Here is a 26,735-nt window from a genome sequence, read left to right on the forward strand (position 1 = left end):
CGGCGGGATCAGCGGTGGGCCGTCGCCCGGCCCAGCAGGAGGCAGACGAGCGCACCCAGCACGGCCGCGGCCGCGCCCGCCACCACCAGCTGGACGAGCCGCGGCTGCCCCAGCCCCAGCAGCAGCGCCAGGCTCTGGGCGAGCGCCGCCGAGGCGCAGACCGCGGCCGCGGGCCGGACCGCCCCGAAGGACTGGAGCAGCAGCCCGGTCCACATGACGGCGCCGAGCAGCAGCAGGGTCGCGGCCCGGACCCCGGTCAGGCCGGGGGCGCCCGGCCAGAGCAGGGTGCCGGCCAGCCCGAGGGCCAGCAGCACCGCCAGGTACGCGGCGAGGCAGCGGCCCAGCGTGCCGAGCATCCGCAGCCAGAACTGCCGGGGCGAGCGGGCCGCCCGCAGCCCGGCCAGGCTCCCGCTGCGGAACCGGTGCAGGAGCCACTCGGCGGGCCCCATGCTGAGGGTGAGCGCCACCGCCGAGGGGGCGGCGACGGCCTCGGCGGGCCCCCCGGCGAGCACCTCCCCCAGGGCGGCGTACAGGACCAGCAGGCCGGTGCCGAGGCCGAACATCCCGTACGGCACGGAGTCCCCGATCCCGGGTCCGCGCGGGCCGTACTCCTCCTCGGCGCCCCGCAGCATCCGCCAGCGCACCGGGCCTTCCCCGGGCCGGTGGCCGGCCCGGACCCGGATCCGGCGCACACCGGCCCGTACGCCCTCGGCCACCGGCAGCTCCCGTACGGCGAGGGCGCAGGCGGCCAGCAGGGACACCGCCAGCAGGCCCACCCGTACGGGCACGGGCGGGTCGGTGAAGAGCGCGAGCACCGCCCCGGCGGCCATCGGGCCGAGCGCGGCGAGCAGCACCCGCTCCCGGCCGAGGACCAGCAGGACGGTGGCGGCACCGACGTACAGGGCCTGCCCGGCGGCGAACGCGTAACTGAACGGCGGCCCGCCGGGCACGGTCAGCGCGGCGGCGATGCCGAGCAGGGCGCCGACGGGGGCCCCGACGAGCAGGGTCCGCCCGGCGGCGGCCCGGTCGCCGAGGCCCAGCCAGGTGTAGGCGCGGTGGGACAGGGTCTGGTCCCACACCCAGCCGATGAGCGCCCCGGCGAGCAGGGTCAGCGTCCCGGCGGGTAGCCCGAGCCGGTCCTTGGGGCCCTCCAGCAGGGGGGCGCCCAGGACGTAGGCGAGGCCGGGCAGCGCGAAGACGACCCCGCGCAGCAGGCAGGCGGTGAGGGAGACCTTCCAGGGGTCGGGGACGTGTTCGGGCTCCGGGAAGGCGCGGGGCACGCGGGCGTAGAGCTCCTCGGCGAGGCCGAAGGAGTCGTGGCGCCCGTAGGTGAGCCGGATGTGTTCGTCGGTCATCCCGTCGGATTCGAGGACGGCGGCGATCTCGTCCGGGTGGACGGCCGCCGCGATCAACCCGTCGAGGCGTTCGGCGAGTTGGTCCATGGGGTCGCCGGCCGGGCCGGGGTCCCCCGGCCCGGTGCGGCGGGGCCGGGGGATGGCGGGGAGGGTGTCGCCGCCGGGGACGCGCAGCCAGAGGGATCCGCTCACCACAGGCTCCCGTCGGCGGCGAGTTCGCGGTACCAGGGGTCGGCGAGCCGCTGCGTCCAGTCGTCGCCCGCGCGGACGGGCAGGACGGGCTGGCCGGCGAGTTCGCGGTAGATGTGCCGGAAGCCGTCCACGGACTGGTGGAGCGTGAACTTCTCGACGACCCGTTTGCGGGAGCGGCGCCCCAGTTCGGCCCGGCGTTCGTCGTCGCGGAGCAGGGCGAGGGCGGCGCGGGCCATGGTCTCCGGTTCGCGCGGCGGGACCACGAGCCCGGTGTCGCCGACGGCCTCCCGTACCCCGCCGACGTCGGTGGAGACGGTGGTGCGGCCGCAGGACATGGCCTCGATGATGCTGAAGGGGAAGCCCTCGCTGATGCTGGACAGCATGACGACGCTGCCGGCCGCGTACGCCTGCGCGACCTGCTCGATGCGGCCCTCGTACGAGATCCCGTCGGCCACGCCGAGTTCGGCGCCGAGTGCCTCCAGGCTCAGCTTGTACTCCTCGCAGCCGGCCGGGACCGGGCCGAACAGGCGCAGCCGCAGGGCGGGCAGCTCCTCGCGCATGAACGCGTAGGCCCGGATGAGGGTTTCGAGGTCCTTGATCGGGTCGATGCGCCCGCACCAGCTGAGGGTGGGCACCTCGGGTTCGGGTCCGGCGTCGGGGAAGGCGTACGGGTCGACGCCGTTGTAGACCGTGCGGATGCGGTCGGGGGCGGCGCCGCCGCGCTCCTCCCAGCGGCGGTTGTACTGGTTGCACGGGGTGATGAGGTCGGCCTGCCGGTAGCCCTCGGTGTTGAGCTCCCGGTAGAAGCCGAGCAGCAGGGCCTTGACGGGCCAGCGCTGCTCGGCGGTGCGGTAGCCGAGGTAGCGCTCGCGCAGGTAGATGCCGTGCTCGGTGAGGAGGAAGGGCACCTTGTCGAGGTACTTGGCGGCGAGGGCCGGGAGGGTGGCGAGCCCGCTGCTGACCGCGTGCGCGACGCTGTCGGGCGGGATGCGTACGGACAGCGGCCGCAGCGCGTGCTCGATCAGGTCGGTGGCGGTGAGCGCGTCGTGGATGGTGGGCTCCGCGGCGGCGGTGGGGAGGCCGGGGCGGGTCCACACGGCCATCAGCAGGCGCAGGACCGATTCGGAGCGCAGGGCCGCGGCGAGGCGGCCGGCCCGGGCCAGGACGGCGAGTTCGTGCAGGGCTTCGGAGAACCCGCCGTGGGCCGGGTCGAGCAGGGAGTGCAGGAAGGTTTCGTAGGTGGCCGTGAACCGGCGGTGCGCCTTGCCCCGCAGGGCCGAGCGGCGGCCGCGGCCGGGCACCGGTCCCCAGAGCGGGACGGCGGTGTGCCGGTAGACGTTGCGGGGCAGCTCCCACGTGACCGGCTCGCGTCCGGAGCCGGTCAGGGCTATGACGTTGAAGTCGACCTCCGGCATCCCGCGCACCAGCTGGTCGCACCAGGTGCTGACTCCCCCGTGGACGTGCGGATATGTGCCTTCGGTGAGCATGGTGACGTGACGCCCATGGCTCATGTGCTGTGTCCCCCCAGGACGGAAAAGGGGCCGGCGCCCGTGTGTGGAGCGCCGGCGCTGGGTGGTACCCGGTATCGAAGCCGGACGGTGGTCGGCCGGGCAGCGGTCAGCTGGGCAGCTTGAGGGTGACCGCGCTCTGCAGCAGTTCGGGTGCGGTCCACGCCGAGCGGCTGCCCGCGTAGGCGGTGCCGAAGTCGGCGGCGCCCAGCAGGAGCTGCTTCTTGGTGCCGGTGGGCGCGGTCACGGGGGCGACGACGCCCGAGGGTGCCTTGACGGTGACGGCGGTGCCGATGCGGTAGGCGGTGACCTGGTTGTTGGCGATGGCCTTGTCCCAGGCGGCCCGGCGGCTGAGCTCGACCCCGGTGTCCTTCATGCTCTGGTTCACGATCGGGGCGCTGGGCGCGTAGAGCGCGCGGTAGGTGTCGAGGACCTGGTTGAGCACCGGGTAGAGGGTGCGGTCCTCGGCGAGGTTGGACTGGTGGACGTAGTGCGGGCGCGGGTCGTTGGCCAGGACGTGGCGCAGGGCGGTCCGTGCCTCGGCGGGGACGATGTAGTCCAGGTAGCCGGTGCCGGTGTCGAGGGGGGCCGGGAGGCAGGTGGAGGTGGCGGGGTTGTCCTCGCAGACCCCGCTGCCGCCGTCGGCGCGGCTGGTGTAGATCCAGTTGTACTCGTCGGCCATCTCCGCGTTGGTGCCCGTGTTGTAGTACACGTTCATCGGGTAGCGGGGGACGGTCAGGGCGGCGCCGACCGCGCGCTGCGCGGGTTCGCGCGAGCTGTCGCTGCCCGCCCACTTGACCCCGTTGTCGGCGAGGGCGCCCGCCAAGTTGGGGTTGTCCTGGGCCTGCTGCGGCAGGGTCTTGAGACCGGAGTGCTCGCCGGTGACGAGCTCGGTGCGGTCGGTGGTGATGCCCTTGGCGGCGGCCCAGTTGTTGTTGTCGCGGATCTGGGCGGAGATGTCGGCCCGGCTCATCCAGTTGATCGCGCCCGCGGTGTTCTTCGTACAGGTCCACGGGATGGTGGCGGTGTCCTGGACGCAGCCGAGGAAGGGGTGCGTGTACGTGTGGTTCATCCAGCGGTACTTGGCCCGGTCGGCGACCAGCTGCGCGGTGAGGGCGTCGGTGCCGCCGTTCTCGGTCTTCCACTCCTCGCCGGCGCCGGCGTTGAAGAGGAGGTCGAGTTTGAAGTTCTTGCCGGTCTGCCACTGCGCCGCGTACTGGGCGTCGGCGGCGGTCATCCGGATGGTGCTCTCCTTGCCCTCGCCGCCCGCGCAGGCGTAGTCGCCGGGCGTGCAGTTGAGCTCCTTGCTCCACCGGGCGTCCGGGGCGAAGACGTCGTCGACGTGGACCGCGAAGTAGTTGCGCTCCTGGCCGAGGTGGACCCCCTGGGTCAGCCAGTCCACGATGCCGCGGGCCAGCAGCCGGAACTGCTGCTGGTACTGGTTGTAGCCGAAGGTGACGACCAGTTCGCTGCGCCCGTCGTGCGCGTACTCGCCGACGAGCGAGGCCCGTCCCCCGGCGACGGGCGCGTCGAGGTAGCTGGTGTAGCCGGCCCGCGGCTTGCCCATGAAGCCGTAGCTCTCGGGGACCAGGGCCGAGTTGTCCTCGAAGGCGACCTGGCCGCCGAGGTAGCCGAAGGGGCCCGCCTTGCCGGCAGCGGTGACGGCGGCCTGCGTGCCGTCGAGCTGCCCGCTGTAGCCGCCGTTGTCGGTGTATTCGAGGCCGACGCCCGGGTGGGCCCAGGTGTACGCGTCGACCTGGCGGATGCTGTACGTCGTCTCGTACGCGCTGAGCGCCGCCATCTCGGCCGAGCCCTCGCCGAACGGGTTCTCGTTCGGCAGCACGACGCCCTGGTACTTGGCGCGCGGCCGGCCGTCGACGGTGTCGCTGAGGAACCCTGCGTCGATGACCGGGCGCCCGGAGCTGCCCAGGAGGACCCTGGTGTAGGGGACGCCGGTGTCCCGGAGCTCCGCTGTGATGGCCTCGACCGAGCTGCCGCCGTCGTCGACGACGAGCACTTTCAGGTCGATGCGCGGTGTGACGACCGCGTGCGCGGTCGCGGCGGGCAGTGCCACGGACATCAGCGCTGCCACCCCCATCGCGGCGGCAGCCCTGTTCATCCGGTTCTTGTTGACCATTTCGGCCTTTCCCCCCGCAGGCATCACTCGACTACGGCCCTGTGGCGGTCGGCCGGGCCGAGGAGGCTCTGTGGAAATCATGCAAAGGGACCCCGCGCCCCCTTGCGAGAGTGGGTCGAGTCTCTCGGACCTCGTCAGGTCTAAGGGGCAAACCTGGTCCGGAAACCACGGATGGGTGAATCTCCCGGCGTCTTGATCGAACAACTTGCCAAACCTTCGAGTGCCGTGCGGACCAGCCGGTACGCGTAGGCTCATTTCTGGCGGCCGTCGGGCCGGAATACGATCGCTGCGGATGGCCGGCCACCCACTCGGCCCACAACACAAACGGAAGCGAGACTTCACCACCGTGACTGCTCTGACTCTCAGCACTGCCGGCGCGGCGACGCTGCGCGCCGACGCCCTCGTGGTCGGCGTGGCGAAGGGCCCCAAGGGTCCGGTCGTCGCCGCGGGCGCCGAGGCCGTGGACAAGGCGTACGACGGAAAGCTCGCCGCCGTGCTCGACGCACTCGGCGCCTCGGGCGCCGAAGGCGAGACCACCAAGCTGCCGGCGCCGGACGGCCTGAAGGTCCCGGTCGTGCTGGCGGTCGGACTCGGCCCCGTCCCCGAGAAGGACGAGGCGTTCGACGAGGAGGCCCTGCGCCGCGCCGCCGGCGCCGCCGCCCGTGCGCTGCACGGCTCGAAGAAGGCCGCGTTCGCCCTCCCGCTGGAGGACGCCTCCGCCGTCACGGCCGTCGCCGAGGGCGCGCTGCTGGGCGCGTACGCCTTCACCGTCTACCAGGGCGGGGAGAAGAAGTCCGGCAAGGGCGCCGAGAAGAACGGCGGCCCGAAGCAGCCGCTCGCCGAGGTGGTCCTGCTGGGCGCCAAGCCGCGCGACAAGGAGCACAAGGCCGCCGCCGAGCGCGCCACGGTCGTCGCGACCGAGGTGAACGTCGCCCGCGACCTCATCAACACCCCGCCGAACGACCTCACCCCCGAGGCCTTCGCCGCCGTCGCGTCCGCGACCGCCAAGGAGCACGGGATCAAGGTCCAGGTCCTGGACGAGAAGGCGCTGACCAAGGGCGGCTACGGCGGGATCATGGGCGTCGGCCGGGGCTCCGAGAACCCGCCGCGCCTGGTGAAGATCGCCTACACCCACCCCGACGCGGAGAAGCACCTCGCCTTCGTCGGCAAGGGCATCACCTACGACTCGGGCGGCATCTCCCTGAAGCCGGCCGGCCACAACGAGACGATGAAGTGCGACATGGCCGGCGCCGCCGCCGTGTTCACCTCCGTCGTGGCCGTGGCCAAGCTGGGCCTGCCGGTCAACGTCACCGGCTGGCTCGCGCTCGCCGAGAACATGCCCTCGGGCTCCGCCACCAAGCCCGGCGACGTGCTGCGCATGTACAGCGGCAAGACCGTCGAGGTCCTGAACACCGACGCCGAGGGCCGCCTGGTCCTGGGCGACGCGCTGACCAAGGCCTCCGAGGACAACCCGGACGCGATCGTCGACGTCGCCACCCTGACCGGCGCGATGGTGCTGGCCCTGGGCGACCGCACCTTCGGGATCATGGCGAACGACGACGCCTTCCGCACCTCGATCCACGAGATCGCCGAGGAGGTCGGCGAGGCCTCCTGGCCGATGCCGCTCCCCGAGGACCTGCGCAAGACCATGGACTCCCCCACCGCCGACATCGCCAACATGGGTGTCCGGATGGGCGGCGGCCTGGTGGCCGGCCTCTTCCTCCAGGAGTTCGTGGGCGAGGGCATCACCTGGGCGCACCTCGACATCGCGGGCCCGGCCTTCCACGAGGGCGCCCCGTACGGCTACACCCCCAAGGGCGGCACCGGCTCGGCCGTGCGCACCCTGGTGCGGCTGGCCGAGCGTACGGCCACCGGCGACCTGGGCTGACGCAGCCCCGCAGCGCCGGCTGTGACATGTCTCAAGCCTTGATCCCACTCGATCAAGGCTTGAGGCCTGTTCACTGACAACGAAATCCGTAGGTTTCTACGCACTGGTAACCCTCACTTCGGGCGGAACGACCTGCCACATCCTGGGCCCGGCGTCCCGCGTTCCCCCGACAAATGCGAAGATGGGTTCTCGGCAGGACAGGGCCCCCACCACAGGGCCGAACAACTAGCGGCCGATTACCAGCCGCCGCCCGGTCACAGAGGACCGGTGCCCGGCGCACATGCATGGAGGACGTGACGTGGCGAACGACGCCAGCACCGTTTTCGACCTAGTGATCCTCGGCGGTGGCAGTGGCGGTTACGCCGCGGCTCTGCGCGCATCCCAGCTGGGTCTGGACGTTGCCCTGATCGAGAAGAACAAGCTCGGCGGCACCTGCCTGCACAACGGCTGCATCCCCACGAAGGCACTGCTCCACGCGGGCGAGATCGCGGACCAGGCGCGCGAAGCCGCCCAGTTCGGCGTGAAGGCCACCTTCGAGGGCATCGACGTCGCGGGCGTGCAGAAGTACAAGGACGAGGTCGTCTCGGGCCTGTACAAGGGCCTGCAGGGCCTGGTCGCCTCCCGCAAGCTGACGTACATCGAGGGTGAGGGCCGCCTTTCCTCGCCGACCTCCGTCGACGTGAACGGCCAGCGCATCCAGGGCCGCCACGTCCTGCTGGCGACCGGCTCCGTGCCGAAGTCGCTGCCGGGCCTGCACATCGACGGCAACCGCATCATCTCCTCGGACCACGCGCTGGTCCTGGACCGCGTCCCCGAGTCGGCGATCGTCCTGGGCGGCGGCGTCATCGGCGTCGAGTTCGCCTCGGCGTGGAAGTCCTTCGGTTCCGAGATCACCGTGATCGAGGGGCTCAAGCACCTCGTCCCGGTCGAGGACGAGAACAGCTCGAAGCTGCTGGAGCGGGCCTTCCGCAAGCGCGGCATCAAGTTCAACCTGGGCACCTTCTTCGACAAGGCCGAGTACACCGAGAACGGCGTACGGGTCACCCTCGCGGACGGCAAGACCTTCGAGGCCGAGGTGCTGCTGGTCGCCGTCGGCCGCGGCCCGGTCTCCCAGGGCCTGGGCTACGAGGAGCAGGGCGTCGCGATGGACCGCGGTTACGTCCTGGTCGACGAGTACATGCAGACCAACGTGCCGACGATCTCGGCGGTCGGCGACCTCGTCCCGACCCTGCAGCTCGCGCACGTCGGCTTCGCCGAGGGCATCCTCGTCGCGGAGCGCCTGGCCGGTCTGAAGACCGTCCCGATCGACTACGACGGTGTTCCGCGCGTCACGTACTGCCACCCCGAGGTCGCCTCCGTCGGCATCACCGAGGCCAAGGCCAAGGAGATCTACGGCGCGGACAAGGTCGTGGCCCTGAAGTACAACCTGGCGGGCAACGGCAAGAGCAAGATCCTGAAGACCGCGGGCGAGATCAAGCTCGTCCAGGTCAAGGACGGTGCCGTGGTCGGCGTCCACATGGTCGGTGACCGGATGGGCGAGCAGGTCGGCGAGGCCCAGCTGATCTACAACTGGGAGGCTCTGCCGGCCGAGGTCGCGCAGCTCATCCACGCGCACCCGACCCAGAACGAAGCGCTCGGCGAGGCCCACCTGGCCCTGGCCGGCAAGCCGCTTCACTCCCACGACTAATCCACAGTCACGGGCGCGACGACCACTTCCGCACTTTCGTAAGGAGCAACTGAAACCATGTCGGTTTCCGTAACCCTTCCGGCGCTCGGCGAGAGCGTCACCGAGGGAACTGTCACCCGCTGGCTGAAGGCCGAGGGCGAGCGCGTCGAGGCCGACGAGCCGCTGCTCGAAGTCTCGACCGACAAGGTCGACACCGAGATCCCGTCGCCCGTCTCCGGCATCCTGGCCTCCATCAAGGTCGCCGAGGACGAGACCGTCGAGGTCGGCGCCGAGCTGGCCGTCATCGACGACGGCTCCGGCGCCCCCGCCCCCGCCGAGGCCGAGACGGTCGTGGCCGAGGTTCCGGCCGCCGCTCCGGCTCCGGTCGCCGAGGCCCCCGCGGCCCCGGCCCCCGCCGCCGAGGCCCCGGCCGCCGCCGCGCCCGCCGCCTCCGGCACGGACGTCGTTCTCCCCGCCCTGGGCGAGAGCGTCACCGAGGGCACCGTCACCCGCTGGCTGAAGCAGGTCGGCGAGTCCGTCGAGGCCGACGAGCCGCTGCTCGAGGTCTCCACGGACAAGGTCGACACCGAGATCCCCGCGCCGGTTTCCGGCACCCTGCTGGAGATCCGGATCAACGAGGACGAGACCGCCGAGGTCGGCGCCGTCCTGGCCGTCATCGGCGCCGCCGGTGCCGCTCCGGCCGCCGCCCCGGCCCCGGCCGCGGCTGCCCCGGCCGCCGCTCCGGCTCCGGCCGCTGCCGCCCCGGCCGCCGCCCCGGCTCCGGTCGTGGCCGCTCCGGCCGCCCCGGCCGCCCCGGCTCCGGCCGCTGCCCCGGCTCCGGTCGCCGCTCCGGCCCCCGTGGCCGCTCCGGCTCCGGCCGCCCCGGCTCCGGCCGCCGCTCCCGCTGCCCCCGCCGCCGCGGTCTCCGCCGGTGACGAGGGTGCGTACGTGACCCCGCTGGTGCGCAAGCTCGCCTCGGAGTCCGGCGTCAACCTGTCCTCGGTCTCGGGCACCGGCGTCGGTGGCCGCATCCGCAAGCAGGACGTCCTGGCCGCCGCCGAGGTCGCCAAGGCCGCCGCTGCCGCCCCGGCTCCGGCCGCCGCCGCCCCGGCCGCCAAGGCCCCGGCCGCCGCGGTCTCGGAGCTGCGCGGTCAGACCGTCAAGATGACCCGCATGCGCAAGGTCATCGGCGACAACATGATGAAGGCGCTGCACTCGCAGGCTCAGCTCAGCTCCGTGGTCGAGGTGGACATCACCAAGATCATGAAGCTGCGCGAGCAGGCCAAGGGCTCCTTCCTGGCCCGCGAGGGCGTCAAGCTCTCGCCGATGCCGTTCTTCGTCAAGGCCGCCGCCCAGGCGCTGAAGGCCCACGCGGTCGTCAACGCCCGGATCAACGACGACGAGGGCACCATCACCTACTTCGACTCGGAGAACATCGGCATCGCCGTGGACTCCGAGAAGGGCCTGATGACCCCGGTCATCAAGGGTGCCGGTGACCTCAACCTGGCGGGCATCTCCAAGGCCACGGCCGACCTGGCCGCCAAGGTCCGCGGCAACAAGATCACGCCGGACGAGCTGTCGGGCGCGACCTTCACCATCAGCAACACCGGCTCGCGCGGTGCGCTGTTCGACACCGTGATCGTTCCCCCGAACCAGGTCGCCATCCTGGGCATCGGTGCCACGGTCAAGCGCCCGATGGTCATCGAGACCCCCGAGGGCACGGTCATCGGCGTCCGCGACATGACGTACCTGACCCTGTCCTACGACCACCGCCTGGTGGACGGCGCGGACGCGGCCCGGTACCTCTCGGCCGTCAAGGCGATCCTCGAGGCCGGCGAGTTCGAGGTCGAGCTCGGCCTGTAAGGCTCACGCCGCATCGGCAGCCGACTCGTACGGCGCCCCCGCCCGGAACCACTTCGGGCGGGGGCGCCGTCGTCATACCCTGGTGGGTCCATGTGTGACATCTCGGGGGGCTGCGTATGGCACGGGCACAGGTGACGGATCTCGTCGTGGTACTGCCGGGGATCCTGGGCAGCCGGCTGGCGGACGCCGACGGCAGAGCGGTCTGGGACCTGTCCGGCCCGGCCCTGTTACGCGGCCTGCGCAGCTTCGGCCGCTCGGTGGGCGCCCTGCGCCTCCCGAAGGACATCGGCGACGGTGACCCGGGCGACGGCGTCGTTCCCGTCGGCCTGATGCCCGATCTGCACGCCCTGCCGGGCATCTGGCACCCGGTGGACGGCTACACGGACCTGCTGCGCTGGCTGGAACGCCATTTCACCCTGTCCGTATCGGACAACCTCCTCACGTTCCCCTACGACTGGCGGCTGTCCTGCCGCCACAGCGCGGGGCGGCTGAAGGGCCGGATCGACCTGGAGCTGGAGCGCTGGCGGGCCTCGGCCCCCGAGCGCCGCGAGGCCCGGGTGGTCTTCCTCTGCCACGGGATGGGCGGACTCGTGGCCCGGCACTACGTGGAACGCCTCGGCGGGCACGCGATCACCCGTCGCGTGATCACGCTGGGCACCCCGCACCGGGGCTCCGTACGGGCCCTGGCCGACCTGGTGGAGGGCGGGCACAGCGCGGGCCCCGGCCTCGGCCCCTTCGCCCGCAGCCTGCCCTCCCTGCACCAGCTGGCCCCCGACTACGCCTGCGTGGAGGGTCCGGACGGGCTCGCGCACCTGCGCGACCTGCCGGGGCTGCCGGGCGTGGACGAGGCGCTGCTCGCGGACGCGGCCCGCTTCCACGCCGACCTGCGCAGCGCCCCGCCGCAGGCCGGGCTGTACGCGATCGCCGGCACCGGCCAGCCCACGGCGACGACCGCGCGGTACGCCGGGGGCCGCCTGACGCTGCTCCCGGGGGCCGACGGAGACGGCACGGTCCCCCGCCTCGGCGCGGCCTCGGGGCCGGGCGCCCCCTACGAGCTGTGCACCCCGTACGAACAGCACGGCTCGCTCCAGAACAACCGGGCCGCACGGGAGGCCCTGCGCGGCCTCCTGGGCGACGGATCCCCGCTCCCCGAGACCGCGGACGGCGTGGACCGTGCGGACGGCGCGGGGGGTGCGGACGGCCCGGACCCGGCCGCCCGGCTGGGAGTGCAGGTGGTGCCCGTGCTGCCCGCGGGGGTCCCGTACGAGGTCGTGGTCACGGCCCCCGACGACGCGCGGCTGCCCGTGGCGGAGCTCCGCCCGGCCGACGGGGGCCGTCCGGTGGCCCGCGCCCTGCGGAGCCTGGGCGGCGGCCGCCACGGCGTCGCGTTCCCGCCGCCCGAACCGGGCGCGTACCGGCTGTCGGTGGGTCCGGTCACGGCCCTGAGCGTGATCCGGCGCAGCGCCTTGTAACCAGCCTCACCCGGCGGCCCTGACCAGGAACGCATCCCTGCGGCCCACTCCGCCGTATTGTCTACGCATCAAGCGATGCGCGCCCCACAGGAGATGAAGCCCCGATGATCACCCCACCCGTCGTGCACTCGCTGCGCGAGCAGATCCGCGAGCACATCGTGGAGGGGATCGTCAGCGGGCGCTGGAAGCCCGGCGAGCGGATCGTCGAGCGCCGGATCGCCGTGGAGCTGGAGGTCAGCCAGACGCCCGTGCGCGAGGCGCTGCGCGAGCTGGAGACGCTGCGGCTGATCGAGTCGGCGCCGAACAAGGGCGTGCGCGTACGGAACCTGTCGGCGGCCGACCTGGAGGAGATCTACCCGGTCCGGGCCGGCCTGGAGCAGATCGCGGCCGAACTGGCCGCACCGCGGCTGGCGGCGGACTGCTCTGGGCTGGAGCCGCACGTGGCGGCGCTGTGGGAGGCCGACCGGACCGAGGACGGGACCGCGCAGGTGCGGCACACCGTCGGCTTCCACCGGGAGCTGGTGCGGGCGGCCGGGAACAGCGTGCTGCTGCACACCTGGGAGAGCCTGGGCATCGAGGTCTTCACGGCCCTGTCCATCCGCTGGCTGGGAACCGTCCAGAAGTCGTACGCGGAGGAGCACGCGGCCCTCGTGGAGGCGTTCCGCAGTCAGGATCCGGACATCGGTGTGCTCGTGAAGCGGCATGTTCTGGGGTGTGCGCCCCGCGCCTGACGGGTTGGTATGCCCTGGTTTGCCCGGCACCGGGTGCCCGATTCCATGGCACCGGGTGCCGACTTTTGGCCGGATGGCCATTTCAATGTCACATTCGTTTGATCGATCATCGATCAGCGATTTACAGTCGTCGACGGACCCCAACCGGGCCCATCGACCCTGTCCTGCCCGTCAGGGATTTTTCACCACCTCTCCTTTGTCCGGAAGGCGGCGCACACCGATGTCCGACCCCGTAGGAAACCTTCCGAGCGAGCTCGACCAGCTCCCGGACCGCGACACCGAGGAGACCGCCGAATGGGCGGCCTCCCTCGACGCCGTCGCCAAGGCCGCCGGTACGCGCCGCGCCGAATACCTGCTCCGCCGCACCCTCCAGCACGCCGAGGCCGCCGGCCTCGCCCTGCCGAAGCTGCTGGAGACGGACTACGTCAACACCATCCCCACCTCCGCCGAGCCCGAGTTCCCGGGCGACGAGGAGATGGAAGCCAAGATCACCGCCTGGAACCGCTGGAACGCGGCCGCCATGGTGACCCGCGGCTCCAAGTACGGCGTCGGCGGCCACATCGCCACCTTCGCCTCGGCCGCCTGGCTCTACGAGACCGGCTTCCAGCACTTCTTCCGCGGGAAGGAGGCCGACGGATCGGGCGACCAGCTCTACATCCAGGGCCACGCCTCCCCCGGCATCTACGCCCGCGCCTTCCTCGACGGGCGCATCTCCGAGCAGCAGCTCGACAACTTCCGCCAGGAGTCCGGCGGCAACGGCCTGCCGTCCTACCCGCACCCGCGGCGCCTGCCGTGGCTGTGGGAGTTCCCGACGGTCTCCATGGGCCTGGGCCCGCTCTCCGCGATCTACCAGGCGCGGTTCAACCGCTACCTGCAGAACCGGAACATCAAGGACACCGCCAACTCGCACGTCTGGGCCTTCCTCGGCGACGGCGAGATGGACGAGCCCGAGTCGACGGCTGCCCTGGCCCTGGCCTCCCGCGAGCAGCTCGACAACCTGACCTTCGTCATCAACTGCAACCTGCAGCGCCTCGACGGTCCGGTCCGCGCCAACTTCCGCGTGGTCCAGGAGCTGGAGGCCCAGTTCCGCGGCGCCGGCTGGAACGTCATCAAGTCGCTGTGGGGCTCCGCCTGGGACGAGCTGTTCCAGCTCGACACCACGGGCGCCCTGGTGCGCCGCCTGCGCGAGGTACCGGACGCGCAGTTCCAGACGTACGCGACCCGCGACGTGGCCTACATCCGCCAGCACTTCTTCGGCGCCAACGCCGAGCTCGTGCAGCTGGCCGGCGTGCTCTCCGACGCGAAGATCGCCGAGTGCTTCCACAGCTCCCGCGGCGGCCACGAGCCCCGCAAGGTCTACGCCGCGTACAAGGCCGCCCTGGAGCACAAGGGCGCGCCGACGGTCATCCTCGCGCAGACCGTCAAGGGCTACACGCTGGGCGCCGGGTTCGAGTCGAAGAACGCGAACCACCAGATGAAGAAGCTGACGATCGACGAGTTCAAGGGCATGCGCGACCTGCTCGGGCTCCCGATCCCCGACAGCGCCTTCGCCGACGGCGTCGTCCCGTACGGCCACCCTGGCGCGAACAGCCCCGAGGTGCGGTACCTCAACGAGCGCCGCGCGGCGCTCGGCGGCCCTGCCCCGGCCCGCAAGGTGCACCACGTGGCCCTGCCGGCTCCGGCCGAGCGCTCCTTCGCCCCGCTGATCAAGGGCTCCGGCAAGCAGGAGATGGCCACCACCATGGCCTTCGTCCGGCTCGTCAAGGACCTGATGCGGGACAAGGAGACCGGCAAGCGCTGGGTGCCGATCGTCCCCGACGAGGCCCGTACCTTCGGCATGGAGTCGCTCTTCCCGTCGGCCGGCATCTACTCGCCGCTGGGCCAGACGTACGAGCCGGTCGACCGCGACCAGCTCATGTACTACAAGGAAGCCAAGGACGGCCAGATCCTCAACGAGGGGATCACCGAGGCCGGCGCCATGGCCGACTTCATCGCCGCCTGCACGTCGTACGCGACGCACGGCGAGCCGATGATCCCGTTCTACATCTTCTACTCGATGTTCGGCTGGCAGCGCACCGCCGACCAGATGTGGCAGCTCGCCGACCAGCTCGGCAAGGGCTTCATCGTCGGCGCCACGGCCGGTCGTACGACCCTGACCGGTGAGGGCCTGCAGCACGCGGACGGCCACTCGCACCTGATCGCGTCCACGAACCCGGCGTCGCTCAACTACGACCCGGCGTTCGCGTACGAGATCGCGGTGATCGTCAAGGACGGTCTGCGCCGCATGTACGGCGAGAAGCCGGAAGACGTCTTCTACTACCTGACGGTCTACAACGAGCCGAAGGTGCAGCCGGCCATGCCGGAGGGCGTGGAAGAGGGCATCCTGCGCGGCCTCTACCGCTTCAACACGGCGGCCGACGTGGCAGAGGCGGCCGCCGCCGTGGCCGCCGACGCCCCGAAGATCCAGCTGGTGGCCTCGGGTACGGCGATCCACTGGGTGCTGGAGGCGCAGAAGCTGCTCGCCGCCGACTGGAACGTGGCCGCCGACGTCTGGTCCGCCACCTCCTGGGGCGAGCTGCGGCGCGACGCGCTGGAGTGCGACGAGGCGCTGCTGCGCGGCGAGGTGCGCACCCCGTACGTCACCCGCGCCCTGGAGGGTGTCACCAGCCCGGTGCTGGCCGTCTCCGACTGGATGCGCCAGGTCCCGGACCAGATCAGCCAGTGGGTGGAGCAGGACTGGACCTCGCTCGGGACGGACGGCTTCGGCCTGTCCGACACCCGCGAGGGCGCCCGCCGCCACTTCGGTGTCGACGCGCAGTCGATCGTGGTGGCCGCGCTGGCCCAGCTCGCCCGCCGCGGCGAGGTGCCGGCGTCCGCCATCAAGGAGGCGCGCGAGCGCTACGGCCTGTAAGGCAGGCACGCCTTGGGACAGAGGCCGGTGTCCGATCCCCGATCGCAGGGGTGGGACACCGGCCTTTGGCCGTATGAGCGGTGGCGGCGAGGGGGCGCACCCGTGATGCTGGAGCGGTGATGGACGAGACGGAGTTCTGGGAGATCGTCGACCGTACCCGCGAGGCCGCCGAGGGCGACCCCGAGGAACACGCCGAGCTGCTCGTGGAGCGGCTGGCGCAGCTCGATCCGGACTCCGTCCTGGACTTCGCCCGGCACTTCGAGTCCCGGTACAACCGGGCGTACACGTGGGACCTGTGGGGCGCGGCCTGGGTGCTGCTCGACGGGGCCAGCGACGACGCGTTCGACTACTTCCGGTGCTGGCTGATCGGCCAGGGCCGGGAAGTGTTCGAGGGCGGGGTGCACGACCCCGACGCGCTCGCGGAGCTCCTGGACGAGTTCGACGAGGAGATCGACGGGGACGGCGAGGAGCTGGGGTACGCGGCCGACGAGGCGTACGAGCAGCTGACGGGGGCGGTGGCGCCGGACCTGGGCATTCCGTTGCAGGCGGCGGAGCCGGAGGGCACCCCGCTGGACTTCGAGAACGAAGCCGTGCTCGCGGAGCGCTTCCCCCGGCTGTGGGACCGCTTCAGAAGCTGACCGACCTGGCAGCCGGCCGGGGGCGGTCTAGTAGTGGGTCCCGCCGTCGATGCGGATCTCGGTGCCGGTGATGAAGGCGCCGTCCTCGGAGCCCAGCATGGCGACGACTCCGGCGACGGTCTGCGGGCCGGCGAAGCCCTGGTCGAGGGCCGGGGCCAGCTTGGCGAACAGGCTCCAGTCGGTGTCCTCGGGCAGGCCCGGGCCGTTGCCCGTGGTCATGCCGCTCTCGATGGAGCCGGGCGCGACGGCGACGAAGCGCAGGCCCTGCTTGCTGTACTCGGCGGCCAGGGCGTGGGTCATGGACTGGATGCCGCCCTTGCTGGCCGCGTACGCGGCCATGTAGGGGTGGGCGAAGGACGCCGAGGTCGAGCTGAAGTTCACGACGACCGGCTGCTCGCCCTCCAGCAGCGCCGGGAGCGATGCGCGGATCACCAGGAAGGTGCCGGTGAGGTTGACCGCGATGACCTTGTTCCAGAAGTCGAGCGTGGTCTGGTGGGTGTGCGCGGAGCGCAGGATGCCGGCGGCGTTGACGAGCACGTCGAGCCCGCCGAGGAGGTCCACGGCGGCGGCGACACCGCTCTGCACGGCCGCCTCGTCGGATATGTCGAGGACGGCGGTGGTGAGGCGGTCCGCGTGCCCGTCGGCGGCGGCCTGCGCGGCGGTGCCCCCCAGCCCCTCCTCGTTGACGTCCACGGTGTGGACGCGGCCGCCCTCGGCGAGGATGCGGTGGACGGTGGCCCGGCCGATGCCGGAGCCGCCGCCGGTGATGAGGACGCGACGTCCTTCGTAACGGTTCATGGCGCGAGCGTACCCGCGCCGTGACACGTTTTGCCAGCCTGGCAGAACATGCATTCAGACAGGGACCGGGAAGGTAGGCTTCACGCGTGAGATCCCCTCGTCCGTACGCTCCCCTGGCCGGCCCCGGAGCCCAGTCGCTGACCGAGCGCCGCAAGGCCGCCACCCAGCTCGACATCGCCCGCGCGGCCTGCGAACTCTTCGCCGAACACGGCCCCGACGGCACCACCGCCGAGGACATCGCGCACCGCGCCGGGGTGGCCCTGCGCACGTTCTACCGCTATTTCCGCAACAAGCAGGAGGCCGTGGCCCCGCTGCTCGCGGGAGGCGGTGACGCCTGGCGCGCCCTGCTCGCCGAGGAAGACCCCGCCACCCCCCTCGCGGAATCCCTGGAACGCGCGGTGACCCGCTCGCTGAGCGACTCCCAGGCGGTCGAGGAGGGCCTGGAGGTGACCCGCGGCCTGCTCCGGGCGGCCGCCACCGACGAGGCCCTGCGCGCGGTCTGGTACCGCGTGAACCAGGACTCCGAGGAGCGCCTGGTCCCGGTGATCGCCCGGCTGGCCGGCGAGGACGCGGAGCCCCTGGGCGTACGCCTCCTCGCGGCCGCCGCGACGGACGCCATCCGCATCGCCCTGGAACTCTGGTCGACCACGGACGCCCCGGTCTCGGGCCCGGGCTCCCCACCCGAACTCGCGGTCCGCTGCCTCCGCGACCTGACGTCCGCGATGCCCCTGCTCCGCAAGCCGAAGGCGGCCTCCCCGCCCTCACCCTGAGCCCACGCCCGGTTCGGGTCCCGGCGACCGAGCCGGACCACGGCACCCGCGCACGGCCGATACCGGCGGGCAGGGACGGGGGGCGACAGCGCAGCGGCCCCGCCGCTCTCCGGGGAGAGTGGCGGGGCCGCTGCGCGCACTGCTTCTTAGATGTCGAAGTACATCTCGAACTCGTGCGGGTGCGGGCGCAGTGCGATCGGGGCGATCTCGTGCGTGCGCTTGTAGTCGATCCAGGTCTCGATCAGGTCCGGGGTGAAGACGCCGCCGGCCAGGAGGTACTCGTGGTCGGCCTCGAGGGCCTTGAGGACGTCCTCAAGGCTGGTCGGGACCTGCGGGACGCTCGCGTGCTCGTCGGGCGAGAGCTCGTAGAGGTCCTTGTCGATCGGCTCCATCGGCTCGATCTTGTTCTTGACGCCGTCGAGGCCGGCCAGCAGGAGGGCCGCGAACGCCAGGTACGGGTTCGAGGACGGGTCCGGGGCGCGGAACTCGACGCGCTTGGCCTTCGGGTTCGAGCCCGTGATCGGGATGCGCATCGCGGCGGAGCGGTTGCGCTGCGAGTACACCATGTTCACCGGCGCCTCGAAGCCCGGGACCAGGCGGTGGTACGAGTTCACCGTCGGGTTGGTGAAGGCGAGCAGCGACGGTGCGTGCTTGAGGATGCCGCCGATGTAGTAGCGGGCGGTGTCCGACAGGCCCGCGTAGCCGGCCTCGTCGTAGAACAGCGGCTCGCCGCCGGCCCACAGGGACTGGTGGACGTGCATGCCCGAGCCGTTGTCACCGAAGATCGGCTTCGGCATGAAGGTCGCGGTCTTGCCGTTGCGCCAGGCGACGTTCTTCACGATGTACTTGAAGAGCATCAGGTCGTCGGCCGCGGCCAGCAGCGTGTTGAACTTGTAGTTGATCTCGGCCTGGCCGCCGGTGCCGACCTCGTGGTGCTGGCGCTCGACCTGGAGGCCCTGGGCGTCGAGCTCCAGGGAGATCTCGGCGCGCAGGTCGGCGAAGTGGTCGACCGGGGCTACGGGGAAGTAACCACCCTTGTAGCGGACCTTGTAGCCGCGGTTGTTCTCCTCGGAGCCGGTGTTCCAGGCGCCGGCCTCGGAGTCGATGTGGTAGAAGCCCTCGTTCGCGGAGGTCGCGAAGCGCACGCTGTCGAACACGTAGAACTCGGCCTCGGGGCCGAAGTACGCGGTGTCGGCGATGCCGGTGGAGGCGAGGTACGCCTCGGCCTTCTTCGCGATGTTGCGCGGGTCGCGGCTGTAGGCCTCGCCCGTGATCGGGTCGTGGATGAAGAAGTTGATGTTGAGCGTCTTGTCCTTGCGGAACGGGTCCAGGCGCGCGGTCGTGATGTCGGCGCGCAGCGCCATGTCCGACTCGTGGATCGCCTGGAAGCCGCGGATCGAGGAGCCGTCGAAGGCGAGCTCCTCCGCCGGGTCGAACGCTCGCGCCGGAATGGTGAAGTGCTGCATCACACCAGGCAGGTCGCAGAAGCGGACGTCGACGAACTTGACGTCGTTCTCCTCGATGTACTGCTTCACTTCGTCGGCGTTCTGGAACATCCAACTCCTCCTACTCCCGACCCCGGGGCAGGGCGGGCTTTATAGCTCGTGGTGCGTCAGTGCGGTGCCGCACGCTGACCCGACCATAAGCAGGCGGGATTTCTCAAGCATGACCCATTTGTTTCGCTCAAGTTAACCAGGGTCCCGTCGGAACGCTGTCGGACACCACCGGTACCGTGGTCGGGTGGACAACAGACAGGCAATCGGATCCTGGCTCTCCGGCCCCCGCGCGGCCGCCGAGGACATGGGCGTCGACTTCGGCTACCGGGGCCAGCGACTGGGCCTGCCCCAGCAGGGGCCCGGCTCGGTGGCGCGCTTCGGCCGGCGCCTCGGCGCTCTCGCCGTCGACTGGATCGGCTGCCAGGTGATCGCATACGGGCTGATCACGCACGGCAGCGCGAGTGCCACGGGCAACTGGACGCTGGCCCTCTTCGTGGTGCTGAGCATCCTCACCGTCGGCACCGTGGGGTTCACCCCCGGGAAGCGGCTCCTGGGCCTGCGCGTCGTCGCGGAGGGCGGCGGCCGCCTCGGCTTCGGCCGGGTCGTGCTGCGCACGGTGCTGCTCGCCCTGGTCATCCCGGCACTGATCTGGGACCGGGACGGGCGCGGCCTCCACGACCGCCTGGCGCGCGCCGTCCAGGTCCGCCTCTAGACCGCACACGGACCACGCAGGGGCGCCCCCGGAGCCGTTCGGCTCGGGGGCGCCCCTGCGTGCATGGTGCGTCGTATACGAAAAGCGGATCAGCGCATCTTTCCGCCGCGCGGCATCCGCATGCCCTTGGGCATCGGACCCTTCGGCAGCGGCATGTTGCTCATGAGATCGCCCATGGCCCGCAGCTTGTCGTTGACCTGCGTGATCTGCGGACCCGCCAGTACGCGCGGCAGCTTGAGCAGCGTCGTACGGAGCTTCTTCAGCGGGACCTCGCCCTCGCCGGTGCCCACGATGAAGTCGTGGACCGGGATGTCCGGCATGATCCGGGCCAGCTTCTTCTTCTCCGCTGCCAGCATCGGCTTCACGCGGTTCGCGTTGCCCTCGGCGATCAGCACCACGCCGGCCTTGCCCACGGCCCGGTGGACGATGTCCTGGCTCCGGTTCATCGCGACGGCCGGGGTGGTCGTCCAGCCCCGTCCCACGTTGTCCAGTACGGCCGCGGCCGCGCCCGGCTGCCCCTCCATCTGCCCGAAGGCAGCCCGCTCGGCCCGTCGTCCGAAGACGATCGCCATCGCGAGGAACGCCACCAGGAAGCCCAGGATGCCCAGGTAGACCGGGTGGTCGATCAGGAAGCCGATCGCAAGAAAGACACCGAAGGTGACGATTCCCACGCCCGCGACGATCAGACCGACCTTCGGGTCGGCCTTGCGCGTCATCTTGTACGTCAGGGCGATCTGCTTCAGTCGCCCGGGGTTCGCAGCAGTCTCTGCGTTTGACTTCCTCGCCATAGAGCGAAGTTTACGTGGCCTGCGGGGTCCGGGTGGCCGCGGCCTCCAGTACGTGCTCGGTTTCGACCCGGTCCTTGGCCCTGCGGCGGTCCTCCAGGACGGCGCTCCACGCGTTGCGGCGGGCGCCGCTCATGAGCAGCGACTCGAAGCCCCGGAAGGCGTCGGTGAACGACGGAATGGCAATGGCGCGTACGGGCGCGGCCTGCATGATGTCGATCCCTTTCACGGTACTGGGCGGTGCTCGGGACGTTCTGGGGCGCACGGCGGGGTGCGGCAGCGTGTGCGCCGGCGTGCGCGGTGCGTGGAGCCATCGTCACTGACTGGTGTTACCAGGGCATGACCGGTCGGTCAAACGGTGATGAAACATTTACGCGGCCCGCCGGACCCTCGTTACAGAGAGCCTAGGGGCCGCGTCGATGCGGTGTTACCCGTTGGTAAGACTTTGTGCGTGAGTTCACACAGTCCGGTTGGTAGCGCGCGTCACACCGCGGCGCGCTTCTCCATCGCCTGCTGGTAAAGGCGCCCGGCCCGGTACGAGGAACGGACCAGCGGGCCCGACATCACACCGGAGAAGCCGATCTCCTCGGCCTCCTTCGCCAGCTCCACGAACTCGGCCGGCTTCACCCAGCGCTCGACGGGGTGGTGCCGCGGCGAGGGCCGCAGGTACTGGGTGATGGTGATGAGCTCGCAGCCGGCCTCGTGGAGGTCCTTGAGCGCCTGCGAGACCTCTTCGCGCTCCTCGCCCATGCCGAGGATCAGGTTCGACTTGGTGACCAGGCCGTAGGCGCGCGCCCGGGTGATCACGTCGAGCGAGCGCTCGTAGCGGAAGCCGGGGCGGATCCGCTTGAAGATCCGCGGGACCGTCTCCACGTTGTGCGCGAAGACCTCGGGGCGGGAGGCGAAGACCTCCTCCAGCAGCTCCGGGACCGCGTTGAAGTCGGGGGCCAGCAGCTCGACCTTGGTGTGGCCGGCCTCGCGGCCCGCCGTCTGCTCGTGGATCTGGCGCACGGTCTCCGCGTACAGCCAGGCACCGCCGTCGGCCAGGTCGTCGCGCGCGACGCCCGTGATCGTGGCGTAGTTCAGGTCCATCGTGACGACCGACTCGCCGACGCGGCGCGGCTCGTCCCGGTCCAGGGCCTCGGGCTTGCCCGTGTCGATCTGGCAGAAGTCGCAGCGCCGGGTGCACTGGTCGCCGCCGATGAGGAAGGTGGCCTCGCGGTCCTCCCAGCATTCGTAGATGTTGGGGCAACCGGCCTCCTGGCACACGGTGTGCAGTCCTTCGCCCTTCACCAGGGCCTGCATCTTCGTGTACTCGGGGCCCATCTTCGCCCGGGTCTTGATCCACTCGGGCTTGCGCTCGATGGGGGTCTGGCTGTTACGGACCTCCAGGCGCAGCATCTTGCGTCCGTCGGGTGCGACTGCGGACACGACCGGCTCCCTGTGACTTCGATTCTTCGGCGTCCACCAGGGTACGCCCGTAATTTCATACGCTCTTACGTCCGCCAACCTGGGGGGCGGCGGACGCATTCCCCCGGGCGTCAGCCGGCGGCCGGCTCTATCTCCCGGGGCCGCAGCTCGGCCTGCTCCAGTACGTCCTTCAGGTGGCGTTCGACGACCGGCAGCACCTCGGTGATGGTGATCTCCCGGCCCAGTTCGTACGAGAGCGAGGTCACACCGGCGTCCCGGATCCCGCACGGGATGATCCGGTCGAACCAGGTGCTGTCCGGGTTTACGTTGAACGAGAAGCCGTGCATGGTGACGCCCTTGGCGACGCGGATGCCGATCGCGGCCAGCTTGCGGTCCTCGCGGCGCTGGCCGGCGTTGGAGGGGGCGTACTCGGGGCCGTTCAGACGCGGGTCGAACTCCTCGTCCGCCAGCCGCGGGTCGAGGTCGAGGGAGAGGCCGCCGATCTTCGGCCGCTCCTCCAGCGGGTCGCCCAGGACCCAGACCCCGGAGCGGCCCTCGACCCGGGTGGTCTCCAGGCCGAACTCGGCGGCGGCGCGGATCAGCGCCTCCTCCAGGCGGCGCACGTGCGCGACGACGTCGACCGGGCGGGGCAGCTTCATGATCGGGTAGCCGACGAGCTGGCCCGGGCCGTGCCAGGTGATCTTGCCGCCGCGGTCCACGTCCACGACGGGGGTGCCGTCGAGCGGGCGCTCGCTGTCGGCCGTGCGCCGCCCCGCGGTGTACACGCTCTGGTGCTCCAGCAGGAGGCAGGTGTCGCCGATCTCGTCCGCGAAGCGCGCGGCGTGGACCCGCCGCTGCTCCTCCCAGGCCCGGGTGTACTCGACGTAGTCGGGTCCGAAGCCCAGACGGACAAACCCAAGCTCAGCCACCGCAGCGCCTCCTCGTTGAACCTGCCGTGTGCACGTATCGCACCAGCCAAGGGTACGGCGGCCGGTTTCCGCCCCCTCAGTGGCCCGTCGGCGCGGGGCCGGCGGGGCCGGGAGCGGGACGCTCCGCGCCCTCCTGCGGGCCCGGCGGGAGCGGCCTCGGCCGCCGGGACCGGCCCCGGGCCGCCGGCCGGTCCGGGTCCTCGTCGGCCGTCGGCAGCCGCCGGTGGCCCTCCGAGTGGTCGTTGACCCAGCCGCACACGCCGCACGCGTACCGCCCGTCCAGCCCCGCGATGTACGTGCCGCACCGCCGGCACTCGGCCTCGGTCAGCTCGGGCGCGGGCAGCGGGGCGGGCAGTCGTGCGGTGGCGCCGTCGGCGGGCTCCGCCGCGGAGGGCCTGGTCGTGCGGGTCATGCCGCGCAGCATACGCGGACGGAGGGGGTCAGTCCGTAAAGGGCCCTACCGCTTCTGCACACGATCGGATGAAGGTGGGGCAGAGGGGGCGGCAACAGCGGAGTTCGCCGCTACATTCACGCCGTTCACAGGGCCGGGACTCCGGTCCGTCACGTCAGGAAACCGTGGAGCCGATGACGGAACGACCTGCCCAGCGCGTCCCCAACCGGCAGCTCGCGGCGCTGATCGCGGAAGCCGGGTTCTCCAACGCCGGTCTGGCCCGCCGCGTCGACCAGCTCGGCCTGGAGCACGGTCTCGACCTGCGGTACGACAAGACCTCCGTGACCCGCTGGCTGCGCGGGCAGCAGCCGCGCGGGACCACCCCGGCGCTGATCGCCGAGGTGTTCACCCGGCGCCTGGGCCGGCGGCTCTCCGCACAGGACCTGGGTCTGGACGCCTGCGCGCCCGTCTACGCCGGTCTGGAGTTCGCGGCCACCCCGGAGGAGGCCGTCGACATCGCCAGCGGACTGTGGCGCAAGGACTCCGGCTCCCACGCCGAGCTGCGGAAGATCGCGTTCACCCCGGCCGGGCTGGTCGTCCCGAGCCGCGACTGGCTCATCGGGCGCGCCGACGAGCGCGTGGGCCGCGGCGCGGATCCGGCGGCGGCCGCCGCCGCCCGCGTCCCGGTCCAGGGGCGCGGCTCGGTGCCCCGGCAACGGCAGATCGACCGGGGGCCCGGCCAGCGGGTGACCAGCGGGGACATCGCGGCCCTGCGCTCGGTGAGCGAGCTGTTCCGGACCCTGGACCACACGTACGGCGGCGGCCACGCCCGGCAGGCCCTGGTGCGCTACCTGGAGCACGAGGCCGAGCCGATGCTGCGCGGCACCTACGGGGAGACCACCGGGCGGCGGCTCTTCTCGGCGGCGGCCGACTTGACCCGGCTCGCGGGCTGGACCTCGTACGACATCGCCGCGCACGGGCTCGCCCAGCGCTACTTCGTGCAGGCCCTGAGGCTGGCGCAGGCGGCCGGGGACCGGCCGTACGGCTCGTACGTGCTGGTGACCATGAGCCGGCAGGCGGTCTACCTCGGCCACGGCCGGGAGGCGGTGCAGCTGGCCCGCGTCGCGCAGCAGGGCGTCGGCTCGGGGCCGCCGCCGGTGGTGCAGGCGCTCCTGCACTCGGCGGAGGCGCGCGGGCACGCGGTGCTGGGCGAGGTCCGGGCCGCGACGGCCTCGCTGGTGCGGGCCGAGCGGGCGCTGGGCGCTGCCCGGCCGGGGGACGACGTACCGTACTGGGCCCGGCTGTTCGACGAGGGGCAGCTGGCGGACGAGTTCGGGCACTGCCACCGGGACCTCCAGCAGTACCGGGCCTCGGCGCAGCACGCGGAGCGGTCCCTGCAGTTGCGGGCGCCCGGGTTCGCCCGCTCGCGGCTGTTCTGCCGGGTGGTGCTGGCGACGGCGCGGCTGGGGCTGGGCGAGCTGGACCAGGCGTGCGCGCTGGGCGCGGAGGCGGCGCAGCAGGCGATGGAGATGCGGTCGGTGCGCGCGGTGGAGTACGTACGGGACTTCGAGCGCCGGCTGGAGCCGTACCGGGACGCCTCGGCGGTGCGGACGTACCGGGAACGGGTGGCGGCGCTGTCCTGAGCCGTTCGGGGTCGGGTCAGGGCCCGGTCCCCCTGGGGAACCGGGCCCTGACCCGTTGCCTGTGGTGGCTGCCCGTGCAGGTTGCCCGTGGTGGTGTTCAGGCGGCCGCCGCGACGGCGGGCTCCGCGCTCGCCGGGAGCCGGATGCCGAAGTCGCGCAGGACTGCGGTGGCGGCGCGGCGGGCCGAGTGCAGCGCCCCCTGGACGGTGTTGGAGTCGCGGTGGTCGCCGCACACGTACAGCCCGGCCAGGACCCGGACCGGCCTGCGCAGGTCGTACGGCGGCGGCATCGCGGGGACGGCCTCCGGGGTGTGGTGGACGGCCAGCAGCTCCCAGTCCCGGGTGCCGGTCTCGTACAGCCGGGCCAGGCGCGAGGCGACCGTACGGTCGGGCGGCGGCGGGCCGAGCACGGTGGTGGTGACCAGGCTCCGGCCGGCCGGGGCCCGCGTCGGGTCGACCGCGCTCATCACGGCGGTGTGGGCGACGGGCCACCTCTGATCGCCGTCGAGCAGGAGCGAGCCGTCCCACTGCAGCGGGGTGGCGGTGGCGTGGTGGACGACGGTGACCTCGTGGAACGCCGGCACCCGCAGCCCCGGCAGCAGTTCGGCGGCGGCCCGCGCGCCGGTGGCCAGGACGGCGGAGCGGCAGCTGAAGTCGCCGTGCTCCTCGGTGGTGACCAGTTTGGTCGCCACCGACCGGACCCGGACCCCGGTGCGCACCGTGCCGGGCGGCAGAGTGGCGGCGAGGAGGTCCGGCAGGGCCGCGGCCCCGCCCTCGGGCACGGCGAGCCGGCCGCGGGCGAAGGTGCGCAGGGCCAGGTCGGCGACCCGGCTGGAGGTGGTGAGCTCCGGATCGCGCAGCAGCGCGGTGAGCAGGGGGCGCAGGGTCGCGCCGAGGGCCCGGGAGCGCAGGGCGGCGTGCGCGGTGCGCTCGGGGCGGGCCAGGAGGCGTTCCACCGGCAGGGCGGCGAGCCGGCCGAGGTACGCGCTGAGCCGCGCCTGGTCGAAGGATCCGCTGGCCAGCGCGCGGGCCGGGGTCAGCGCCCCGGCCCTCGACTGCCGGCCGTCGGTGTGGACGAGGACCCCCGGCGCGAAGGGCCGCAGGACCAGGTCGGCGAGGCCGGGGGTCCGGTCGAGCTCCGTGTACGAGGTGTTGAGCAACTGTCCGATCCGGTCCAGCCGGAATCCGTCGAGGTGCTCGGTGGCCATCCGGCCGCCGGGATCGCCCGCGGCCTCCAGGACGGTGACCGTGACCCCTGCGGCGATCAGGTGGTGCGCCGCCGCGAGTCCTGAGACCCCGGCTCCTACGATGACGACGTCCGCGTGCTGTGCGGTGCGGTGCGAGTTGGTGAGCACGTGCCCCTCCCCGAGGTCGGCGCGGCTGTGTGGGAATCCTCCTTCCCCCAACGAGCTCCAGGGGAACCCGAGTTCGGTGGGGTATT

21 protein-coding genes are annotated in these 26,735 nt (G+C 72.0%); 10 read left to right on the forward strand and 11 right to left on the reverse strand.

Annotated elements, in window-relative coordinates; genetic code table 11:
- Window positions 1-8: 8 nt before the first annotated feature.
- From ACIBAD_RS25695 to ACIBAD_RS25705, 3 genes are all read right to left on the reverse strand, one after another.
- On the reverse strand, window positions 9-1,547 hold the full coding sequence (locus tag ACIBAD_RS25695; RefSeq protein ID WP_398908703.1) for a hypothetical protein: 1,539 nt from the start codon (window positions 1,545-1,547) through the stop codon (window positions 9-11).
- Window positions 1,544-3,058: a GT4 family glycosyltransferase PelF gene (pelF, locus tag ACIBAD_RS25700; protein WP_398908705.1), complete on the reverse strand. Its 1,515-nt coding sequence runs from the start codon at window positions 3,056-3,058 to the stop codon at window positions 1,544-1,546. Before pelF ends, ACIBAD_RS25695 begins: the two co-directional genes overlap by 4 nt.
- 106 nt (window positions 3,059-3,164) lie before the next feature.
- Window positions 3,165-5,192 (reverse strand): hypothetical protein, encoded by a 2,028-nt coding sequence (locus ACIBAD_RS25705; RefSeq protein ID WP_398908707.1) that lies wholly within the window; start codon window positions 5,190-5,192, stop codon window positions 3,165-3,167.
- A gap of 346 nt (window positions 5,193-5,538) precedes the next feature.
- Between ACIBAD_RS25705 and ACIBAD_RS25710 the strand changes: the two genes are divergently transcribed.
- The 7 genes from ACIBAD_RS25710 to ACIBAD_RS25740 all read left to right on the forward strand — a co-directional run bounded on the left by ACIBAD_RS25710 (window position 5,539) and on the right by ACIBAD_RS25740 (window position 16,361).
- On the forward strand, window positions 5,539-7,080 hold the full coding sequence (locus ACIBAD_RS25710; RefSeq protein WP_398908710.1) for a leucyl aminopeptidase: 1,542 nt from the start codon (window positions 5,539-5,541) through the stop codon (window positions 7,078-7,080).
- Between the two features lie 298 nt (window positions 7,081-7,378).
- Window positions 7,379-8,767 carry a dihydrolipoyl dehydrogenase gene (lpdA, locus tag ACIBAD_RS25715; RefSeq protein ID WP_134075139.1) on the forward strand — a complete coding sequence of 463 codons (1,389 nt, stop codon included), beginning with the start codon at window positions 7,379-7,381 and terminating at the stop codon, window positions 8,765-8,767.
- Window positions 8,768-8,824: 57 nt separating this feature from the next.
- The gene (gene sucB / locus ACIBAD_RS25720; RefSeq protein WP_398908712.1) at window positions 8,825-10,609 is read left to right on the forward strand and encodes a 2-oxoglutarate dehydrogenase, E2 component, dihydrolipoamide succinyltransferase; all 1,785 of its coding nucleotides are present in this window, start codon (window positions 8,825-8,827) and stop codon (window positions 10,607-10,609) included.
- A gap of 116 nt (window positions 10,610-10,725) precedes the next feature.
- On the forward strand, window positions 10,726-12,081 hold the full coding sequence (locus tag ACIBAD_RS25725) for a lipase family alpha/beta hydrolase (RefSeq protein WP_398908714.1): 1,356 nt from the start codon (window positions 10,726-10,728) through the stop codon (window positions 12,079-12,081).
- 107 nt (window positions 12,082-12,188) lie between these two features.
- Window positions 12,189-12,812 carry a GntR family transcriptional regulator gene (locus ACIBAD_RS25730; protein WP_398908852.1) on the forward strand — a complete coding sequence of 208 codons (624 nt, stop codon included), beginning with the start codon at window positions 12,189-12,191 and terminating at the stop codon, window positions 12,810-12,812.
- Between the two features lie 220 nt (window positions 12,813-13,032).
- Window positions 13,033-15,723: a pyruvate dehydrogenase (acetyl-transferring), homodimeric type gene (aceE, locus tag ACIBAD_RS25735; RefSeq protein ID WP_398908716.1), complete on the forward strand. Its 2,691-nt coding sequence runs from the start codon at window positions 13,033-13,035 to the stop codon at window positions 15,721-15,723.
- 119 nt (window positions 15,724-15,842) lie between these two features.
- The gene (locus tag ACIBAD_RS25740) at window positions 15,843-16,361 is read left to right on the forward strand and encodes a DUF4240 domain-containing protein (RefSeq protein ID WP_030156172.1); all 519 of its coding nucleotides are present in this window, start codon (window positions 15,843-15,845) and stop codon (window positions 16,359-16,361) included.
- Between the two features lie 27 nt (window positions 16,362-16,388).
- Here ACIBAD_RS25740 and ACIBAD_RS25745 read toward each other — a convergent pair whose 3' ends face one another.
- Window positions 16,389-17,159 (reverse strand): SDR family NAD(P)-dependent oxidoreductase, encoded by a 771-nt coding sequence (locus ACIBAD_RS25745; protein ID WP_398908719.1) that lies wholly within the window; start codon window positions 17,157-17,159, stop codon window positions 16,389-16,391.
- 86 nt (window positions 17,160-17,245) lie between these two features.
- Here ACIBAD_RS25745 and ACIBAD_RS25750 point away from each other — a divergent pair, with 86 nt between their 5' ends.
- Window positions 17,246-17,929 carry a TetR/AcrR family transcriptional regulator gene (locus ACIBAD_RS25750; protein ID WP_134075144.1) on the forward strand — a complete coding sequence of 228 codons (684 nt, stop codon included), beginning with the start codon at window positions 17,246-17,248 and terminating at the stop codon, window positions 17,927-17,929.
- Window positions 17,930-18,075: 146 nt separating this feature from the next.
- On the opposite strand, the gene glnA is transcribed toward ACIBAD_RS25750, so the two are convergent.
- Window positions 18,076-19,485, reverse strand: a complete 1,410-nt coding sequence (glnA, locus tag ACIBAD_RS25755; protein WP_048477813.1) for a type I glutamate--ammonia ligase — start codon at window positions 19,483-19,485, stop codon at window positions 18,076-18,078.
- A gap of 184 nt (window positions 19,486-19,669) precedes the next feature.
- Between glnA and ACIBAD_RS25760 the strand changes: the two genes are divergently transcribed.
- Window positions 19,670-20,137, forward strand: a complete 468-nt coding sequence (locus ACIBAD_RS25760; RefSeq protein WP_134075145.1) for an RDD family protein — start codon at window positions 19,670-19,672, stop codon at window positions 20,135-20,137.
- Window positions 20,138-20,226: 89 nt separating this feature from the next.
- On the opposite strand, the gene ACIBAD_RS25765 is transcribed toward ACIBAD_RS25760, so the two are convergent.
- The 5 genes from ACIBAD_RS25765 to ACIBAD_RS25785 form a co-directional block, all read right to left on the reverse strand.
- Window positions 20,227-20,925 (reverse strand): DUF4191 domain-containing protein, encoded by a 699-nt coding sequence (locus tag ACIBAD_RS25765; RefSeq protein ID WP_134075146.1) that lies wholly within the window; start codon window positions 20,923-20,925, stop codon window positions 20,227-20,229.
- Window positions 20,926-20,935: 10 nt separating this feature from the next.
- Window positions 20,936-21,133, reverse strand: a complete 198-nt coding sequence (locus ACIBAD_RS25770) for a hypothetical protein (protein WP_030863404.1) — start codon at window positions 21,131-21,133, stop codon at window positions 20,936-20,938.
- Between the two features lie 272 nt (window positions 21,134-21,405).
- Window positions 21,406-22,353 (reverse strand): lipoyl synthase, encoded by a 948-nt coding sequence (gene lipA / locus ACIBAD_RS25775; protein ID WP_398908722.1) that lies wholly within the window; start codon window positions 22,351-22,353, stop codon window positions 21,406-21,408.
- Window positions 22,354-22,463: 110 nt separating this feature from the next.
- The gene (gene lipB / locus ACIBAD_RS25780) at window positions 22,464-23,261 is read right to left on the reverse strand and encodes a lipoyl(octanoyl) transferase LipB (RefSeq protein WP_134075148.1); all 798 of its coding nucleotides are present in this window, start codon (window positions 23,259-23,261) and stop codon (window positions 22,464-22,466) included.
- A gap of 76 nt (window positions 23,262-23,337) precedes the next feature.
- On the reverse strand, window positions 23,338-23,673 hold the full coding sequence (locus ACIBAD_RS25785; RefSeq protein WP_134075149.1) for a hypothetical protein: 336 nt from the start codon (window positions 23,671-23,673) through the stop codon (window positions 23,338-23,340).
- A gap of 173 nt (window positions 23,674-23,846) precedes the next feature.
- Between ACIBAD_RS25785 and ACIBAD_RS25790 the strand changes: the two genes are divergently transcribed.
- Window positions 23,847-25,295, forward strand: coding sequence for a regulator (locus tag ACIBAD_RS25790; protein WP_398908725.1), 1,449 nt, complete (start codon window positions 23,847-23,849; stop codon window positions 25,293-25,295).
- A 97-nt stretch (window positions 25,296-25,392) separates the two neighbouring features.
- Here the strand turns inward: ACIBAD_RS25790 and ACIBAD_RS25795 are convergent, their stop codons facing one another.
- On the reverse strand, window positions 25,393-26,649 hold the full coding sequence (locus ACIBAD_RS25795; RefSeq protein WP_398908727.1) for an FAD-dependent oxidoreductase: 1,257 nt from the start codon (window positions 26,647-26,649) through the stop codon (window positions 25,393-25,395).
- Between the last annotated feature and the right edge of the window lie 86 nt (window positions 26,650-26,735).

The sequence above is a fragment of the Streptomyces sp. NPDC051109 genome (genome assembly GCF_044455885.1).
Taxonomy (GTDB): Bacteria; Actinomycetota; Actinomycetes; order Streptomycetales; family Streptomycetaceae; genus Streptomyces.

What these genes read in the sequence shown, in the direction of transcription:
- ACIBAD_RS25790 (WP_398908725.1), top strand. Translation starts at nt 23,847, where the DNA reads ATGACGGAACGACCTGCCCAGCGCGTCCCCAACCGGCAGCTCGCGGCG.
- ACIBAD_RS25740 (WP_030156172.1), top strand. Translation starts at nt 15,843, where the DNA reads ATGGACGAGACGGAGTTCTGGGAGATCGTCGACCGTACCCGCGAGGCC.
- pelF (WP_398908705.1), bottom strand. Translation starts at nt 3,058, where the DNA reads ATGAGCCATGGGCGTCACGTCACCATGCTCACCGAAGGCACATATCCG.
- glnA (WP_048477813.1), bottom strand. Translation starts at nt 19,485, where the DNA reads ATGTTCCAGAACGCCGACGAAGTGAAGCAGTACATCGAGGAGAACGAC.
- ACIBAD_RS25725 (WP_398908714.1), top strand. Translation starts at nt 10,726, where the DNA reads ATGGCACGGGCACAGGTGACGGATCTCGTCGTGGTACTGCCGGGGATC.
- ACIBAD_RS25745 (WP_398908719.1), bottom strand. Translation starts at nt 17,159, where the DNA reads ATGAACCGTTACGAAGGACGTCGCGTCCTCATCACCGGCGGCGGCTCC.
- aceE (WP_398908716.1), top strand. Translation starts at nt 13,033, where the DNA reads ATGTCCGACCCCGTAGGAAACCTTCCGAGCGAGCTCGACCAGCTCCCG.
- sucB (WP_398908712.1), top strand. Translation starts at nt 8,825, where the DNA reads ATGTCGGTTTCCGTAACCCTTCCGGCGCTCGGCGAGAGCGTCACCGAG.
- ACIBAD_RS25765 (WP_134075146.1), bottom strand. Translation starts at nt 20,925, where the DNA reads ATGGCGAGGAAGTCAAACGCAGAGACTGCTGCGAACCCCGGGCGACTG.
- ACIBAD_RS25705 (WP_398908707.1), bottom strand. Translation starts at nt 5,192, where the DNA reads ATGGTCAACAAGAACCGGATGAACAGGGCTGCCGCCGCGATGGGGGTG.
- ACIBAD_RS25770 (WP_030863404.1), bottom strand. Translation starts at nt 21,133, where the DNA reads ATGCAGGCCGCGCCCGTACGCGCCATTGCCATTCCGTCGTTCACCGAC.
- ACIBAD_RS25785 (WP_134075149.1), bottom strand. Translation starts at nt 23,673, where the DNA reads ATGACCCGCACGACCAGGCCCTCCGCGGCGGAGCCCGCCGACGGCGCC.